The 16,560-nt window shown below is 69.8% G+C and carries 17 protein-coding genes; 9 read left to right on the forward strand and 8 right to left on the reverse strand.

What is annotated here, in order from left to right; all coding sequences use genetic code 11:
• Nucleotides 1–97 precede the first annotated feature (97 nt).
• The 3 genes from ACFXKA_RS16105 (at nucleotide 98) to ACFXKA_RS16115 (ending at nucleotide 1,600) form a co-directional block, all read left to right on the forward strand.
• Nucleotides 98–232, forward strand: coding sequence for a hypothetical protein (locus tag ACFXKA_RS16105; protein WP_379427787.1), 135 nt, complete (start codon nucleotides 98–100; stop codon nucleotides 230–232).
• Nucleotides 233–555: 323 nt separating this feature from the next.
• Nucleotides 556–777, forward strand: coding sequence for a DUF397 domain-containing protein (locus ACFXKA_RS16110; protein ID WP_354837851.1), 222 nt, complete (start codon nucleotides 556–558; stop codon nucleotides 775–777).
• Nucleotides 778–874: 97 nt separating this feature from the next.
• Entirely contained in the window at nucleotides 875–1,600 is a 726-nt protein-coding gene (locus tag ACFXKA_RS16115; protein WP_379427788.1) for a hypothetical protein, read from the forward strand.
• A gap of 4 nt (nucleotides 1,601–1,604) precedes the next feature.
• Here the strand turns inward: ACFXKA_RS16115 and recG are convergent, their stop codons facing one another.
• The gene (recG, locus tag ACFXKA_RS16120) at nucleotides 1,605–3,875 is read right to left on the reverse strand and encodes an ATP-dependent DNA helicase RecG (RefSeq protein WP_379427789.1); all 2,271 of its coding nucleotides are present in this window, start codon (nucleotides 3,873–3,875) and stop codon (nucleotides 1,605–1,607) included.
• On the reverse strand, nucleotides 3,876–5,654 hold the full coding sequence (locus tag ACFXKA_RS16125; RefSeq protein WP_379427819.1) for a DAK2 domain-containing protein: 1,779 nt from the start codon (nucleotides 5,652–5,654) through the stop codon (nucleotides 3,876–3,878).
• Nucleotides 5,655–5,994: 340 nt separating this feature from the next.
• Between ACFXKA_RS16125 and rpmB the strand changes: the two genes are divergently transcribed.
• Nucleotides 5,995–6,186 (forward strand): 50S ribosomal protein L28, encoded by a 192-nt coding sequence (gene rpmB / locus ACFXKA_RS16130; protein ID WP_011210730.1) that lies wholly within the window; start codon nucleotides 5,995–5,997, stop codon nucleotides 6,184–6,186.
• A 73-nt stretch (nucleotides 6,187–6,259) separates the two neighbouring features.
• Nucleotides 6,260–6,796, forward strand: coding sequence for a GNAT family N-acetyltransferase (locus ACFXKA_RS16135; protein WP_354837862.1), 537 nt, complete (start codon nucleotides 6,260–6,262; stop codon nucleotides 6,794–6,796).
• On the opposite strand, the gene ACFXKA_RS16140 is transcribed toward ACFXKA_RS16135, so the two are convergent.
• The 3 genes from ACFXKA_RS16140 to ACFXKA_RS16150 are packed head-to-tail and all read right to left on the reverse strand — an operon-like array spanning nucleotide 6,780 to nucleotide 8,734.
• On the reverse strand, nucleotides 6,780–7,040 hold the full coding sequence (locus tag ACFXKA_RS16140; protein ID WP_354837864.1) for a hypothetical protein: 261 nt from the start codon (nucleotides 7,038–7,040) through the stop codon (nucleotides 6,780–6,782). The two genes, ACFXKA_RS16135 and ACFXKA_RS16140, sit on opposite strands and share 17 nt — an antisense overlap.
• 33 nt (nucleotides 7,041–7,073) lie before the next feature.
• Nucleotides 7,074–7,751, reverse strand: coding sequence for a uracil-DNA glycosylase (locus ACFXKA_RS16145; RefSeq protein ID WP_354837984.1), 678 nt, complete (start codon nucleotides 7,749–7,751; stop codon nucleotides 7,074–7,076).
• Nucleotides 7,752–7,798: 47 nt separating this feature from the next.
• A complete protein-coding gene (locus ACFXKA_RS16150) occupies nucleotides 7,799–8,734 on the reverse strand; it encodes a thiamine-phosphate kinase (protein WP_379427790.1) in 936 nt (311 codons plus the stop codon).
• A 171-nt stretch (nucleotides 8,735–8,905) separates the two neighbouring features.
• Between ACFXKA_RS16150 and ACFXKA_RS16155 the strand changes: the two genes are divergently transcribed.
• Entirely contained in the window at nucleotides 8,906–9,697 is a 792-nt protein-coding gene (locus ACFXKA_RS16155) for a DUF3515 domain-containing protein (RefSeq protein ID WP_379427791.1), read from the forward strand.
• A 46-nt stretch (nucleotides 9,698–9,743) separates the two neighbouring features.
• On the opposite strand, the gene ACFXKA_RS16160 is transcribed toward ACFXKA_RS16155, so the two are convergent.
• The 3 genes from ACFXKA_RS16160 to ACFXKA_RS16170 form a co-directional block, all read right to left on the reverse strand.
• A complete protein-coding gene (locus ACFXKA_RS16160) occupies nucleotides 9,744–10,043 on the reverse strand; it encodes a DUF6191 domain-containing protein (RefSeq protein ID WP_354837870.1) in 300 nt (99 codons plus the stop codon).
• Between the two features lie 107 nt (nucleotides 10,044–10,150).
• A complete protein-coding gene (locus tag ACFXKA_RS16165; protein WP_354837872.1) occupies nucleotides 10,151–11,248 on the reverse strand; it encodes a D-alanine--D-alanine ligase family protein in 1,098 nt (365 codons plus the stop codon).
• A gap of 64 nt (nucleotides 11,249–11,312) precedes the next feature.
• Nucleotides 11,313–12,308 (reverse strand): NAD(P)H-dependent glycerol-3-phosphate dehydrogenase, encoded by a 996-nt coding sequence (locus tag ACFXKA_RS16170; RefSeq protein ID WP_379427792.1) that lies wholly within the window; start codon nucleotides 12,306–12,308, stop codon nucleotides 11,313–11,315.
• 135 nt (nucleotides 12,309–12,443) lie between these two features.
• Between ACFXKA_RS16170 and cofC the strand changes: the two genes are divergently transcribed.
• The 3 genes from cofC (at nucleotide 12,444) to ACFXKA_RS16185 (ending at nucleotide 16,371) form a co-directional block, all read left to right on the forward strand.
• Entirely contained in the window at nucleotides 12,444–13,145 is a 702-nt protein-coding gene (gene cofC / locus ACFXKA_RS16175; RefSeq protein ID WP_354837876.1) for a 2-phospho-L-lactate guanylyltransferase, read from the forward strand.
• A gap of 62 nt (nucleotides 13,146–13,207) precedes the next feature.
• Nucleotides 13,208–15,415 carry an RNA degradosome polyphosphate kinase gene (locus ACFXKA_RS16180; protein ID WP_354837878.1) on the forward strand — a complete coding sequence of 736 codons (2,208 nt, stop codon included), beginning with the start codon at nucleotides 13,208–13,210 and terminating at the stop codon, nucleotides 15,413–15,415.
• Nucleotides 15,412–16,371 (forward strand): NUDIX domain-containing protein, encoded by a 960-nt coding sequence (locus tag ACFXKA_RS16185; RefSeq protein ID WP_379427793.1) that lies wholly within the window; start codon nucleotides 15,412–15,414, stop codon nucleotides 16,369–16,371. The genes ACFXKA_RS16180 and ACFXKA_RS16185 overlap by 4 nt, the downstream gene beginning before the upstream one ends.
• Nucleotides 16,372–16,560: the final 189 nt, after the last annotated feature.

Genomic DNA, 16,560 nt, shown 5'->3' on the forward strand with positions numbered 1-16,560 from the left:
GTAGCACCGCACCTTCCGACGCCCTCGGCGGGCCGACGTCCGCCGAGCACCCATCGTCGCCGGTGAAAGCCCCGAGCTGAAGTCGCTGCGGGATCGGGTGCCGCAGCTGACGGGCACACTCGTGGCGTCCACCGATGGGCTGCTCATCGCGCACGATCTGCCCGCGCACATCGGGCCCGCGGGCATGGCCCGCCACCGCCTCGAGGGCATCGAGGAGGACCTCGAAGTGTGAGAATCCGCCCGGCGGCATCCCTGTTCGCCCGTACGGACGGCATCGCCGAATTCCGTATGGGCGAACGTGTCTGTACCCGTGGCGAGCCGTCGATCTTGAATCCTCATGACGGGTCACCGATTTGCAATCGATCGGGCGCGCACCCAGCGGCTACCCGGTAGTGTGAACCCGTCGAACAATCGGTCATCCGGCCGTCTCCGGACCCCGTGTTCGCATTCGTTCAGCCGATGCCAGACGGCGCTGTCCCGCATCGTGGACCCCGGCTGCTCTTCCTACGCCTCGCGTCCGACCCGACCCGTGAAAGGACGAAAGGAACCGCCCCCATGATCACCCAGGCAGATCTGCCCGCCGAACTCCAACTGCGGACGAGCGCGGCCGGCGGCCCCCATGGCAGCTGCGTCCAGGTCGGCTACTGGCCCGGCCGCGGCATCGTGGTCGCGCACAGCAAGGAAGGCAGCAACGGCGCGGTGCTGCTCTTCACGGTCCGGGAGTGGGAAGCCTTCATCCAGGGCGTGAAGGCCGACGAATTCCCCGCCGCCGGCTGACTTTCCGGGCGCGCCGCACCCACCCGTCCACCCTCGGTACCCGAGACCGGCCGGTCCCGCGGAATGCGACGGCGGGGGTGGGAACGGGTTAGGTTCGGTGGCTGTGGCGTTCGAATACCGGGTTGGCGACATCCTCGAGCTGTCCTGTCCGTTCACCGCGGCGCGAGTGACCGAGGTGACGGCGAACGACGTCTTCGTCGAATGGCCGTGGTGGGCCGTGGATCCGGCGAGCGACGGAGTGCGGTGGAACGGTGTGGTGGCGGTGGCGGCCGGGCCGGACACGCCCGGATGGGAACGGGAAGTGTTCCGGATCCAGCCCGCCGCCGGGGAACTCGCTGCCGAGGCCGACTGCCGCATCGGGATTCCGCCGACCGTCGTCCACGTCGTCGCCGTACGGCACTTCGATCCGCCGCGCGTGACGGGGTGGCTGCCGCGGCCGCGGCGGGAGGTCGTCTACCTGTGCGCGGGACAATCCTTCGATCCGGAGCTCGACGATCAGGGCGCCGCGTTCGACCCCGACGACGACATCCCCCGGCGCGTCGAATTACGCTTCCGCCCATACGCCTTCCTGGAGATCGGCGACGAGGTCGCCGACGCCGGCGGGCGCGCGTGGCGCTTCGGCGGACCCTGGACCTGGCAGCCGTTCGACGGGTCCGAACCCGGCCGGCCCACCTGGCCGCTGCTGTTGCTCACCCGCGACGGCGACAGCGATGACGCGGCCGCGGTCGATGTCACCGAGGCCACGCTCACGGGTTCGCACGACGAGGAACTCGCCCGGTGGAACGAACTGGCGCAGCTGACCCCGGAGCCCACGGACGGCTGAGCCGTCAGGACTTGGCCAGATACTCCAGGCGTTCGCCGTCCACGGCCGCGCGCATCATGCTCGCCAGGCCGGGATGGTTCCGCAGGCCCGGATCGGACTCGACGATCTCGCGCGCCAGCTGCTGTGCGGCCGTGATGACTTCGAGGTCGTCGAGCAGCGACAGCAGCCGCAGGCTGCGGGCCGTGCCCGACTGCGCCGAGCCCAGCACATCGCCCTCGCGGCGCTGCCGTAGATCCAGTACCGCCAGTTCGAAGCCGTCGGTGGTGCCCGCGACCGCCTCCAACCGGGCCATGGCCGTTCCCATCGGATTGGTCTCGGTGATGAGCAGGCACAGGCCCGCATGCTTGCCCCGGCCGACGCGGCCGCGCAGCTGATGCAGCTGGCTCACGCCGAAACGATCCGCGTCCACGATCACCATGACCGTGGCATTCGGGACGTCGACACCGACCTCGACCACCGTGGTGCACACCAGCACATCGATCTCGGCGTCATTGAAGGCCCGCATGACGCGGTCCTTCTCATCGGACGGCAGCCGACCGTGCAGCAGGCCCACCCGCAGCTCCTTGAAGGCCCCGGAGCCGAGCATCTCGTACATGTCGACCGCCGAGTGGGTGGTGGGCCCCTCCTTCTCCTCCTCGGCTTTCGCCTTACGGCCCTTGCCCTTTCCGTTCTCCTCCTCGTCGCCGATGCGCGAGCACACCACATAGGCCTGACGCCCCTGCGCCACCTCCTCGCCGATGCGCTCCCACGCCCGATCCACCCACGCCGGTTTCACCTTGGCGGGAACGACTTTCGAGGTGATCGGGGAGCGGCCGCGCGGAAGCTGGGTCAGCACCGAGGTTTCCAGATCGCCCAGCGTGGTCATGGCGATGGTGCGCGGAATCGGGGTGGCCGTCATGACCAGCAGGTGCGGGCTGGCGGCGTTCTTGGCCTTGGCGCGCAGGGCATCCCGCTGTTCCACGCCGAAACGATGCTGCTCGTCGACCACCACCATGCCCAGATCGAAGAACTCCACATTGTCCTGGATCAGGGCGTGCGTGCCGATCACCAGGCCCGCCTCACCGGTGACCGCGTCCAGCAGGGCCGCCTTCTTCTGGCCCGCCGACATGGAGCCGGTCACCAGCACCACCTTGGTGGCCTGGTCGGCCGCGCCCAGCTCACCCGCGTTCCCGAGATCGCCGAGCATCTTCGTCAAGGACCGATAGTGCTGCGCCGCAAGGACTTCCGTCGGTGCGAGCAGTGCGCACTGCTGGCCGTTGTCCACCACCTGCAGCATGGCGTGCAGGGCCACGATGGTCTTGCCCGAACCCACCTCACCCTGGAGCAGCCGGTGCATGGGATGGCTGCGCGACAGGTCGGCGGAGATCTCGTCGATGACCGTGCGCTGCCCCTCGGTCAGCTCGAACGGCAGCCGCTTGTCGAAGGCGGCCGCGATGCCGTCGGTGCGCGGCGGGCACGACTTGGCCGCCCGGCCCTCCACCTGATGGCGGCGCTCGGCCAGCACCAGCTGCAGGGCCATGGCCTCGTCGAAACGCAAACGGCCGCGGGCGGCTTCGATATCGGCCTTGTGCTCGGGTAGGTGGATCAGGCGCAGCGCGTCGGAGACCGGCAACAGCGCGTGCTCGGTCCGCAGCGCTTCCGGCAGCGGATCGTCGATGGGGTCGAGCTGGTCGAGCACCTGGCGGATGCAGCGCAGCAGATCCCAGCTCTGCACCTTGGCGGTCGACGGGTACACCGGGATGAATTCGCGCTCGAAGAACGAGACATCCACTCCCCCCGCACCTTTCGCGCTCTGCGCCAAGCCGCGCAGCGCGCCGCCGCCGCGCACGGTGGTGAGGCTCTCGATCGACCCGTCACCCTTTTCCGGCAGGATCAGATAGTCCGGGTGCGACAGGTTCCAGCGGTCGGGCCGCCACCAGTGCACGGTGCCCGACATCATCGCCCGCACACCCTCTTTCACCAGATAGCGCACCTTGTCGCCGTTGAAGAAGGTGATCTCCACCGGGCGGGCGCCGCCGGTGTCCAGGTTCACCTTGAGCAGGCTGCCGCGCCGGTTCTTCATGGGCCGCAGCTCGGTCTTGGTGACCCGGCCCATCACCGTGATGTGCTGGCCCTCCTCGGGCGCTTCCTCGGTGAGCGGCTGCCCCTGGGTGGCGTAGCGCAGCGGATAGTGCCGCAGCAGGTCCTCCACCGTCTGCATGTCGAAGTGCTCCTGCAGCCCCTCGGCCGCCTTCACCCCGAGCACGTGGTCGAGCCGATCCGCCAGTGTCGCCATCTATTCCACCCCGATCTGCACCAGGTCACCGGCCTGCCCGCCCGGGTACACCACCACTTCCACACCCGGGAAACCCGCGGCCACGTGCCCGGCCAGATCAGCGGAAAGCCATTCCGGCGCATCGCATCCGATGAGCATGGTCACCAATTCCCCACCCAGCCCGAGCATCCGGTCCAGCAGCGTGCGCCCCGCCGCCCGCACATCCGGATCGATCACCACCACGTCGTGGCCCACCAGGCCGAGCCCGTCCCCCGCCTCGCACATCCCCACCATGGTCAGCGCCCGCTCCGGCGCCACTCGCAAAGCCCCCCACCGTGTCCCGGCCGCCGCCTCCGACATGGCGAAGGCGTCGTCCGCCGCGGCCCGCCCCGTATCGTGCATGGCCAGCGCCGCCAGCCCCTGCACCATCGACCCGCACGGCAGCATCAGTACCTCCCGCTGCCCGTCCCGCGCCGCCACGCTCACCGCCACCAGCTCGTGCGCGGGCAGCGCCCCGTTCGGCAGCACCAGTACCTCCCGCTGCCGGACCGCGCGAATCGCTTCGAGGAGCACGTCCGCCGTCACCTCGCCCTCCAGCACCACGGCGCCCGCGTCCTCGAACAGCCGCACCGCGCCCGCTCCGGCCGCCACCGCCAGAATCGCCCGATCCGTCCCGCCGGGGGCGTGGGTGGACACGGTCAGCGTCTCGATGCGAATCCCGCTCAGCGACCCCGTCTCGAGCCCGGCCTCGACCGCCGCCCCCGCATCGGCGCAGTGCACGTGCGCCGACCAGGTCTGCGACCCGTCACCCACGACGACCACCGAATCCCCCAGCGCGCCGAGCCGATCCCGCAGGGCGGCGATCCGCTCCTCGTCGGTTCCGCGCACCAGGAACATGACCTCGTAGTGCGGCGTGGCCACCGCCGCCCGGCCGAACGATCCGCTCGCAGCCGAATTCGCCACCGCGACAGGTGGATTCGACGCCGCCCCGGCAGCTGTCCCCGCCTTCGCGCCCGAAGCCTCGGCGTCGAGCTCGCCCGTGACACTCACCCGGTGCTGTTCCGGTGCGCCGCGCCGGTAAGCCGGTCGCGCCGGCGCGCTCCCACCGGCCGCCGCCACCAATTCGTCCAGCAGCACCAGCAATCCGCGCGCCCCGGCGTCCACCACCCCGGCCTCGCGCAGCACCCCCAGTTGGCTGGGCGTCTCCCCCAACGCCTTGGCCGCTCCATCGGCCGCCGCCAGCGCCACCGCGACCAGATCCCGCTCCGCACAGTCGGCAGCCCGCTCGGCAGCCCGCTCCAGCACCGTGAGCATGGTCCCCTCGACCGGCGAACTCAGCGCCTCCCGCACCAGCCGCGCGGCCTGCCGCAACGCCACCCGCAGCGCCTGCTCCGTCAGCGGCCCATCGGTCACCGCGTCCGCGATCCCGCGTAGCACCTGCGACAGGATGATCCCCGAATTCCCGCGCGCCCCGATGGTCGCCGCGCGCGCCATGGCAGCGCCGACTTCCCGGGCCCGGGGTCCGCTTCCCGGATTCGCATGCGCGGCGTCGGCCGCATCCCCGGGGGCGGGCGCGCCATCCTCGCCATTCGAGACGGCCGCGCCCGGTCCGATGCGCTGGTGCAGCGTGCCCGCTGCCGCCTCGGCACCGCTGACGGCTGCCCGCATGGTGCTGAGCAGATTGGTGCCGGTGTCGGAGTCGGCGACGGGGAAGACATTGAGGGCGTTGATCTCGTCCCGGTGGCGTTCCAGGGCGCTCAGGGCGAGCCGGCCCCACCTCAGCAGGGCAGTTCCATCCAGGCCCTCGTGACCGTCGAACGCGTCCGCTACCCCGGGCACCGTCACCGTCCTCTCGCGTCGTGGAATCCCGGCAGCCAGCCTAGTCGGGGCAACCGACACCACGCCGCCACCTGGCATTCGTACGCCGCATACGGAACCGTGCCCGGGGGGCTGATTGGACACGCCCGGGCAGGGTTGGCTACTCTTGTCCGGTTGCCTCACGCAGGCACGGTCCTGCCCTCTCAGGTATCGGCCCGCGTTCACCAGCGATTTGCTGGTAGGTACGTCCAAGACATTAGGCTTTCGGACACGCTGTACACCGTGCAGCGCGTCCCACTATGACATGAAGGAGCTCGCGACTATGGCTGCCGTCTGTGACGTCTGCGCCAAGGGCCCCGGCTTCGGTAAGTCGGTTTCGCACTCGCACCGGCGCACCAACCGTCGCTGGAACCCGAACATCCAGACCGTGCGCGCCCAGGTTGCCCCCGGCAACACCCGCCGCATGAACGTCTGCACCTCCTGCCTGAAGGCAGGCAAGGTCGTTCGCGGCTGAATCAGCTTTTCCACAAAAGCCCCGGCACCCAGAATTGGGTGATCCGGGGCTTTTGTCTGCAGTGGGAGGACGCATGAGCGAATGGCGGGTGGTCCCGCTCGGGGCCGAGCACGCCCACGGTCTCGGCGCCTGCCATGTCGCCTGCTGGCGTGAGGCGTATCAGGGCCTGATCCCGCAGCACGTGCTGGACGCCTTCGATGTCGATCAGCGCGCGGCGGCCTGGGACCGGGTCCGGGTGAAGTATCCGGGGCACGTGTGGGTCGCCGTCGTCGACGACACCGTCGTCGGATTCGCGGCCGCCGGCCCCGCGGCCGAGGAGAACTCGCCCACGCCACGGGAACTCAATGCCATGTACGTGCGTGCCGCCTACTACGGCACCGGCCTCGCCGACGAGCTGATGCGCACGGTGCTGCCGGACGACGCCGACACCTCACTCTGGGTGTTCGAGGAGAACCCCCGCGCGCAGGCCTTCTACAAGAAATACGGCTTCGAACTCGACGGGGAACGCCGAGTCGAAGCCTTCAGTCCCGCAATGCAGGTGCGGATGGTGCGCCGGGCGCCGCGCGACGAGGACCGGCGCCCGACGCCCGGCATCACGCCGCGCCGTTGATGCAGTCCACCTGCTGGCTGATCGACTGCACCACGCACGCCAGGCGCGAGGTCACGTTCGACGACAGGCCGCTCACGCTATTGGTGTCGAGCAGGCTGCCGACCGGGGTGACCGTGGTGGTCTTCACGTCGGGGACGTACGGGTCCAGCGTCAACGGCTCGGCGTTCGCGGCGGCCGGGGCCGCGGCCAGCGCCGCACCCGCGGCCAGCGCGACGAAAACACCACGGGCAGTCTTCTTCTGCATACACATGCTCCTGAATCAGGTAACGGATCCGCGCTACGGCAGACGCCAGTCCACCGGCGCGGCCCCTAGGGTACCCAGCAATTCGTTGGTTCGGGAGAAAGGCCGAGAACCGAAGAATCCTCGCGAAGCCGACAGCGGTGAGGGATGGGCGGATTCGATGTACGGAGTGCTGCCCAGCATGGGTTTCAATGTCGAGGCGTCGCGGCCCCACAGAATCGCCACCAGCGGCTGGTCCCGGGCCACGAGCGCGCGAATTGCCTGCTCGGTCACCGCTTCCCAGCCCTTGCCGCGATGCGAGGCCGGCTGGCCCGGCTGCACGGTCAGCACTCGGTTCAGCATCAGCACCCCCTGATCGCACCACGGCGACAGATCACCGTTGGACGGCGTCGGGAAGCCGAGATCCTTGGAGTACTCCGAGTAGATGTTCGACAGGCTGCGCGGAATGGGCGAAACATCCGGGGCCACCGAGAAACTCAGCCCCACCGGATGCCCCGGCGTCGGATACGGATCCTGGCCGACGATGAGGACCCGCACCTTGTCGAACGGCCGCTGGAAGGCGCGCAGCACGTTCTCCCCCTTCGGGAGATAGCCACGCCCCTCGGCGTTTTCGGTTCGCAGGAATTCACCCATCGCGGCAATGCGGTCGGTCACCGGCTCGAGGGCCTCGGCCCAGCCCGTATCGATGACTTCCGACAGTGGTTTCGCACCCATGTCGGGAAAACTTATCGTGTCGAGTTTCATCGCGGTACCGGACCCGGCTATGCGAAGGATTCCCAACCGGCCGGTCCGGACCGGAGGGTGCCGTCGACGGTGACGCCCGCGCCGGCGCGGACCTGTCCGATACGCACCCAGCCCTCCGGCACATCGCCCGAATCGGCGAAAGTCGCTGCGAATGCGTGGTCTTCGCCGCCCGACAGAATCCAGTCGAGGGGGTTGACGCCCAGCGCCTTCCCCACCGCCGCCAGTCCGGGATCGGCCAGTGTCGCCGCCGCCAGATCGATGGCCACACCGGAGGATTCGGCGATATGCCCGAGATCGGCGAGCAGCCCGTCCGACACGTCGGTCAGCGCGGTGATCTCCGCGGTGTCCGGCAGCTCCAGCACCGCCTCGTACGGCGGCCGCGGAACCCGGTGCGCGGCAATCGCGTCCGCGAACTCGGCGGCGTCGGCCCCGGCCGTCAGCACCGCCAGCCCCGCGGCCGACCAGCCCAGCCGCCCGGCCACCGCCACCACGTCGCCCGGCCGCGCCCCCGACAGCTTGATGGGCGCGCGGCGCGGATCGCCGAACGCCGTCACCGAAAGGATCAGCAGCGGACTGCGCACCATGTCGCCCCCCGCGATCGAGGCCCCGGCCCGCCCGGCCTCGGCCCACAGGCCGTCCGCCAGCGCGCGCACGAATTCGACCGGGGTGTCCGACGGGCAGCCCAGGCCCACCACGAAGGCGCTGGGCACCGCGCCCATGGCGACCACGTCCGCGGCGTTCTGCGCAATGGCCTTGCGGCCGATATCGTGCGCGCTCGACCAGTCGGTGCGGAAGTGCCGGTCCTGCACGAGCATGTCGGTGGTCACCACGAACCGGCCCTCGGGCGCGGCGATCACCGCCGCGTCGTCGCCCGGACCGAGCAGCACCCCCGGCGTCTGCGTCCGCCCCTGGTTCACCAGCGCGATGAGCCCGAATTCCCCGAGCTCGCCCACGGTGCGGGCGGCCGGAACGGACTGCGGCCTGCTGCTGGTGGTGATGGCGGTCTCCTTCGGGACGAGTGTGATGCGGACGCCTGATCGCTCGACGGTACCCTCGAACCCGCAATCGACGACCAGCAGCCGGGACGCGTGCCCGGCACGCCACGATCGGGGACCGACGACCGGATGAGCAACGACACCCGCGGCACCGAACCGGACACCACGCCGGAGCGCACCGACGCGACCGACGCCGACGCGACGAAGGCCGCCGACGCCACGGAGCAGGCCACGGACGCCACGGCGGCGGAGACCGCAGACGCCGCGAAGTCGGAGGACTCGGAGGTCGCGGAGTCGAAGGATTCCGACGCCGTTGAAGAGGCTGCCGCGAGCCAGGACTCGGACGAGGACTATGAGGTCCGCCGCTCGCCGGCGCTCATCGCCACCGCCGTCGCCCTCCCGGTCGCGCTGGTCGTCGGGCTGCTCGTCATGGGTGTGCTGGCCAATCGGCACCACAGCCGCGACCCGCTGGTGCTGGGCGCCGTGCCCGCGCCGACCGCGTCCGGCCCGGAGTGCACCGCCCTGATGCCCGCGCTGCCCGACAAGATCGGCGACTACACCACCTCCGAGCTGGTGCAGCCCGCGCCGCCCGCCACGCACGCCTGGCAGCTGCCGGACGGCGGCGACGCCATCGTGGTGCGCTGCGGCCTGGATCGGCCGCTGGAATTCGTCAAGTCCTCGAGCATGAACCAGATCCAGACCAGCAAAGCGGCCAATGGGGACTCGGGCGTCAACTGGTTCGAGGTGCGTGACCAGACCAGCGGTGTCACCTCCGGCACCTACTGGGCGGTGGACCGTGGCATCTATATCGCGCTGACCATGCCCGACAATGCCGGACCCGGTCCGTTGCAGGACATTTCGGCGGCCATCCAGCAGACGATCCCGCAGAAGCCGATCGACCCGAACCCGATCCCGAACTGACGGCAGCCGGTCCGGCGGATATATCTGCCGGTGCTCGCTCCATCCGTCAGAGCTTGCGGAGCGTGGCCTTCCCGGCCGTGAGGTCGATCTCCACGCCCTCGTCCCCGTCACCCGGGTTCTCCCGGTGCATCAGTACCGACTGCCGCTGCTCCATCTCGTGCCGCTTGGCCGAGTTGAACGCCGCGTCGAACTGCTCCAGGCCGATGGCCGCCGCGCTGCGGTCGCCATCCTCGGCCCGCATCCACGGCAGCGCGGTCCGCCCGGTCACCCTGCGGTAGGCCACATCGGCGAAGGCCACCGCGATGATCAGCAGGGCCAGGCCGGGAATCGTCAGAGCCACGATCACCTGATCGAGGCTACGCCCGGCCCGAGGCGGCTGCCGTCGCCCGCAGGTCGCATGCGAACGGCCCGGTCCCTCATCCGAATTGATGAACCGGGTCGCCGGAGATGCGGTCAGCGCAGGCCGGTGCCGCGCGCGCGAGCCGTCTCGATGAGGGTGCTCACCAGCGTCCGGTTGTCGATGCCGGTGGCCTCCCACATGCGCGGGTACATGGAGATGGCGGTGAACCCGGGCATGGTGTTGATCTCGTTGATGACCGGACCGTCGGCGGTCACGAAGAAGTCGACGCGGGCCAGGCCCTGGCAGTCCAGCGCCCGGAAGGCCTGCACCGCCAGCTCCCGGATCTGCTGGGACACATCGTCGTCCAGCTTGGCGGGGACGTCGAACTCGCAGACGTCGTCGAGGTACTTGGTGTCGAAATCGTAGAAGGCGGGCGCCTCGGCGTCGTCCTCGGGCATCCGGATCTCGGCCACCACACTGGCTTCCACCCGGCCGTCCGGGAATTCCAGTACGCCGCACTCGACTTCGCGGCCGACGATGCCGGCCTCCACGATCACCTTCGGGTCGTGGCGGCGCGCGGTCTCGATGGCGGCGTCGAGCTCGTCCCAGCTGTCCACCTTGGTGATGCCGATGGACGACCCGCCGCGGGCGGGCTTCACGAAGACCGGCAGCGCCAGGCGAGCCCGGTCGGCGTCGGCGACCGTCGTCACGCCGGGCCGCAGCACCACCTGCACGCCGATCGGAAGACCTTCGGCCGCAAGGAGTTTCTTGGTGAACTCCTTGTCCATCCCGGCCGCGCTGGCCAGCACGCCCGGACCCACATAGGGCAGCTCGGCCAGCTCCAGCAGACCCTGCAGGGTGCCGTCCTCACCGAAGGCGCCGTGCAGCACCGGGAACACCACGTCCACGACGCCCAGCACGGTGTCGGCGCCGTCCAGCGGCACCAGCGCGCCGCCGCGCGAGGGATCGGCGGTCAGCGCCAGCGCGGTGCCCTGTTCGTCGACCGCGGGTAGCGCCCGATCCTGCGCGGACAGCGCCCGCGGATCCGCGTCACCGAGCACCCAGGTGCCGTCGCGCGTGATGCCGATCGGAACCGCCTCGTACCGTTCGGGATCGAGGCTCGCCAGCACGGTGCGTGCCGAGACACACGACACCCCGTGCTCGTTGCTGCGGCCGCCGAACACCACCGCCACCCTGGTCCTGTTGGTCATGCCCCGAACCGTACCCGGTCGAATATGGCGGCAGTGTTACACGGTCGCCCCGACCAGGGACAGGTCATTCCGATTTCAGGCGGCGACCCTGCAACTGCCCGACCGCCTCGGCCGCCGACAGCCCCTCGTGGCACACCTGGTGCACGGCATTGGTGAGCGGCATTTCCACCCCGTGCGCCGCGGCCAGCGCCCGCACTGATGTGCAGGACTTCACACCCTCCACGACCTGGCCATGAGTGGCGTCCAGCGCGGTCTCCATGGTGCCGCCCGCACCCAGCGCGTGCCCGAAGGAGCGATTGCGCGACAGCGGCGAGGTGCAGGTGGCCACCAGATCGCCGACACCCGCCAGCCCCGCGAAGGTGACCGGCTCCGCGCCCACGGCCACCCCGAGCCGGATGATCTCGGCCAGCCCGCGGGTGATGAGGGTGGCGATCGAGTTGTCGCCCAACCCCATCCCCGAGGCGATGCCGCAGGCCAGGGCGATCACGTTCTTGCAGGCGCCGCCGATCTCGCAGCCGATCACATCGGAATTGGTGTACGGCCGGAAATAGCCGGTGGCGCAGGCGTGCTGGACCGCCTCGGCCCGCGCCACGTCCGGGCAGGCCACGACGGTCGCGGCGGGCTGGCCGGCCGCGATCTCGTGCGACAGGTTCGGGCCCGACAGCACCGCGATCCGGCTCGGATCCGCGCCGCTGACCTCCGCGACGACCTGGCTCATGCGCAGCAGGGTCCCGGTCTCGATGCCCTTGGCCAGGCTCAGCAGCGTGGCATCGGCCGGGATGAGGTCCTTCCAGGCCGCGAGATTGGTCCGCAGCGACTGTGAGGGCACCGCCAGCACCACGATGTCGGCACCGTCCAGCGCGACCACGGGATCATCGGTCGCGGCCAGGGGCGGCAACGCCACATCGGGCAGATACCAGGGATTGCGATGCTCGGCGGCAAGCACTTTGGCCACCTCCGGCCGTCGAGCCCACACGATGGTCTCGGTTCCCGCCTCCGCCAACACCTTCGCGAACGCGGTCCCCCACGACCCCGCGCCCAACACCGCTGCCCTTGCCATCTGCTCAATATATGCGTGTGTGATCGGAGCCATGCCGTTGTGGCATCTCCTGGAATTCGACGCCGCTCACACGGCCGTCATCTTGGAGTGGGAGGATTCGGGCATGCGCGCGGCCGGAGCGGAGCGGAGGGCACAGTGAACACAGCCGTGCACGCGGTGATCGCGGTCAAGAGTCTCGGACTGGCCAAGAGTCGGTTGTCCGATGGGCTGCCCGCGCATCAACGGCCGCGCCTGGTGCTGGCCATGCTGTCGGACACGGTGACCGCCGCGGCCGCCGCCCGCGGGGTGGCCTCGGTGACGGTGGTGACCCCGGATCCGGCGGTCGCCGATCTGGTGCGCGACCTGGGCGCGACGGTCCATCCCGAACCCGCCGCGGTCCCGCCGCACACCAGCGGACTGAACGCCGCCCTGGCCGCGGGCGCGGCCGCGGTGCGAAAGGCCCACGGCCCGGTCGATCTGCTTGCCCTGCAAGCGGATCTGCCCGCGCTGCGCCCGGCCGAACTCTGCGACATGCTGGCGAGCACCGGGCATCAGCGCTCGGTGGTCGCCGATCACGAGGGCAGCGGCACCGTCGCCCTGCTGGTGCGCGGCGGATCCGCCGCGCTGAACCCGCTTTTCGGTCCGGACTCCGCCCGCCGTCACATCGCCGGCGGCGCGGTGGAGTTGCTGGGCAACTGGCCCGGGCTGCGGCAGGACGTCGACACCGCCGCGGATCTCGAACGCGCCGCCGCGCTCGGGGTCGGAACGGCCACCGGCGCGCTGCTGCGTGAAATCGGCGTGTCGCAGGCGTGTCGAGGAATCGACGATATGCACCGAGCCGGGTCCTCACTGTGCTGACGCGGCGTGATCTGCGCTGCAATGGACGGTGTCAGTTCGGCACCCCACCCGCGACATAAGGAATGATCGTGAGAGTGAGCGATACGGATACCGTCAAGCAATCGCCGCTACTACCGGCGGCGCCGCCCGCGGCAACCCCACCGCCCACCGCCATAGCGCCGCTCCCGGCGGACCGCTACGTCAATCGGGAACTCAGCTGGCTCGATTTCAACGCCCGCGTCCTCGCCCTCGCCGAGGACCATTCCCAGCCGCTGCTCGAGCGCGCCAAATTCCTCGCCATTTTCGCCTCGAATCTGGACGAGTTCTACATGGTCCGGGTGGCCGGTCTGAAGCGCCGTGCGGAAACCGGACTGTCGGTGCGATCCGCCGACGGCCTGTCCCCCACCGAGCAGCTCGAGATGATCGCCGTCCGCACCCAGGAGATCGGCGAGCGCCACGCCCGCGTCTTCCTGGACCAGGTGCTGCCCGCACTGACCGCCGAGGGCATCGCCATCATCCGCTGGGCCGATCTGGAGGACACCGAGCGGCAGCGCCTGTCCGGATATTTCCAGGATCAGGTCTTCCCGGTGCTGACCCCGCTGGCGGTCGACCCGGCCCACCCGTTCCCCTACATCAGTGGCCTGAGCCTGAATCTCGCCGTGACGGTGAAGGATTCGATCACCGGCGGTGAGCACTTCGCCCGGGTCAAGGTGCCCGACAATGTGGATCGCTTCGTCCGGGTCCGCCGGGTCGCGGCCGGCAATACCGCCCCGGGCCGGGATTCCGCTGCGGCACAAGGCTCGTCCCTGGCCGCCTTCCTCCCCATGGAGGAGCTGATCGCCGCGCATCTGGATCAGCTGTTCCCGGGAATGGAAGTGGTGGAACAGCATTCGTTCCGGATCACCCGCAATGCCGACCTGGAGGTCGAGGAGGACCGCGACGAGGATCTGCTGCAGGCCCTGGAGCGCGAACTCGCCCGCCGCCGCTTCGGATCCCCGGTGCGGCTGGAAGTCTCCGACGACATGACCGAGCACATGCTCGATCTGCTGCTGCGCGAACTCGACGTGGACCCGGCCGACGTCATCCAGGTGCCCGGCCTGCTCGACCTGTCCTGCCTGTGGCAGGTCTACGGCGTGGACCGCCCCAACCTCAAGGACGCCCCCTACGTCCCGGCCACCCCGCCGGCGTTCGGCGAACGCGAAACGCCCCGAAACGTTTTCGCCGCTCTGCGTGAGAGCGACGTGCTGGTGCACCACCCCTACGACTCCTTCTCCACCAGCGTGCAGCGCTTCATCGAGCAGGCCGCCGCCGACCCGCAGGTGCTTGCCATCAAGCAGACCCTGTACCGCACCTCGGGTGACTCCCCCATCGTGAACGCGCTCATCGACGCCGCCGAGGCGGGCAAGCAGGTGGTCGCGCTGGTCGAGATCAAGGCCCGCTTCGACGAGCAGGCCAATATCAAATGGGCGCGGGCGCTGGAGCAGGCCGGCGTGCACGTGGTCTACGGCCTGGTCGGGCTCAAGACCCACTGCAAGACCTGCCTGGTGGTGCGGCGCGAGGGTGCCACCATCCGTCGCTACTGCCACATCGGCACCGGTAATTACAATCCCAAGACCGCACGCCTGTACGAGGACGTCGGATTGCTCACGGCCGCACCGGAGATCGGCGCGGACCTCACCGACCTGTTCAACTCGCTGACCGGGTACTCGCGAAAGGCCAACTACCGCAACCTGCTGGTCGCCCCGACCGGCGTGCGCGCGGGCATCATCGAACGTATCGAGCGTGAGGTCGAGCTGGCCTCGCAGGGCGAGCCGGCGCGAATCCGGCTGAAGGCCAACGCCATCGTCGACGAGCAGATCATCGACGCCCTCTACCGCGCCTCTCAGTCCGGGGTACCGGTCGACATCGTGGTGCGCGGTATCTGCGGGCTGCGGCCCGGGGTGGCGGGTATGAGCGAGAACATCCGGGTGCGCTCGATTCTCGGCCGCTTCCTGGAACATTCGCGTGTTCTGCACTTCCAGGCGCAGAACGAGTACTGGATCGGCAGCGCCGACATGATGCACCGCAACCTGGACCGGCGCGTGGAAGTGCTGGCGCAGGTGAAGGATCCGAAGCTGACCGAGCAGCTGGGCCAGGTGTTCGACTCCGCGCTGCACCCGGCCACCCGCTGCTGGGTGCTGCAGGCCGACGGCAGCTGGACCGCCCAGCCCGGACCCGACGTCCCCGGCGATCAGATCCGCGATCACCAGGAGCACCTGATGCGGCTGCGACGTCCGGTGCAGCACCAGTGAGCCCGGCCCACTTCGACCCTGCCGCCGATTTCGCCGATCCCCGCGTCGCCGCCAATATTCTGGCGGCGGGCGCGGTGCTGTGGCGTCCGGCGGCGGATGGCGGGCTCGAGATCGCCCTGGTGCATCGGCCCAAATACGACGACTGGTCGCTGCCCAAGGGGAAATTGGATCCCGGTGAGACGCCGGTGGTCACGGCCGTGCGCGAGGTAGCCGAGGAAACGGGCCTGAATTCGCGCCTGGGCCGCTATCTGGGCCACGTGACGTATCCGGTGACCGGGCACCGCAAGCTCAAGCGAGTGGACTACTGGGCCGCCCGGGTCCTGGATGGGGCGTTCGAGTCCAATCTGGAGGTCGACGTCCTGGACTGGCGCCGTCTCGACACCGTGATGGACGCCCTGTCCTATCCCATGGACCGCAGCATCGTCCGGAACTTCCTGCGCCATCCCGCCGAAACCGCCACCCTGCTGCTGGTGCGGCACGCCAAGGCCGGTCGCAGCGACCGATTCGCCGGTGACGACGACCTGCGCCCGCTCGAAAAGGCCGGTCGCGCACAGGCTCGCGCCCTGGTGCCGAACCTGCTCGCCTTCGGCGCGGCCGAAATCCTCTCCGCCCCACCGGACCGCTGTGTCCAAACTGTGACCCCGCTGGCGGAAAAGCTGGGCGTGGACGTGGAACTCGAACCGCTGTTCTCCGAATCCGGTTATGCGGCAGCACCCGATGCCGCCCGCAAACGCGCCCGCGACCTGGTCTCCGCCGACACCGTGCGGGTGATCTCCAGTCAGGGCAAGGTGATTCCGGATCTGCTGGAGTGGTGGGCCGCCGCCGACGGCATCAGCCTGCCACCGGCCCGCAATCGCAAGGGCAGCGTCTGGGTACTGTCCTTCCACGACGGCCGTCTGATCGCGGCCGACCATCTCGACCGCGCTCTCACCCCGGCCGATCTCCCCCGGGGCTGACGGCTTTCCGGCCCGTCGGCGGGCGTTTTTTCCCCGCCGGCCGACGGCCCGGCCCCGGCGAGAACCCTTGGAACGCCGCCGTACCGGCCCCTGTCCGGCCGAATCCATCCGCCGCCCTGCCGGTTTCCGCCCGGCGTACTGCCGATTTCCGCCTGGCACACTGCCGATTCCAGCCCCCATCGAACCCTC

The organism is Nocardia sp. NPDC059228 (genome assembly GCF_042754245.1).
Taxonomy (GTDB): Bacteria; Actinomycetota; Actinomycetes; order Mycobacteriales; family Mycobacteriaceae; genus Nocardia.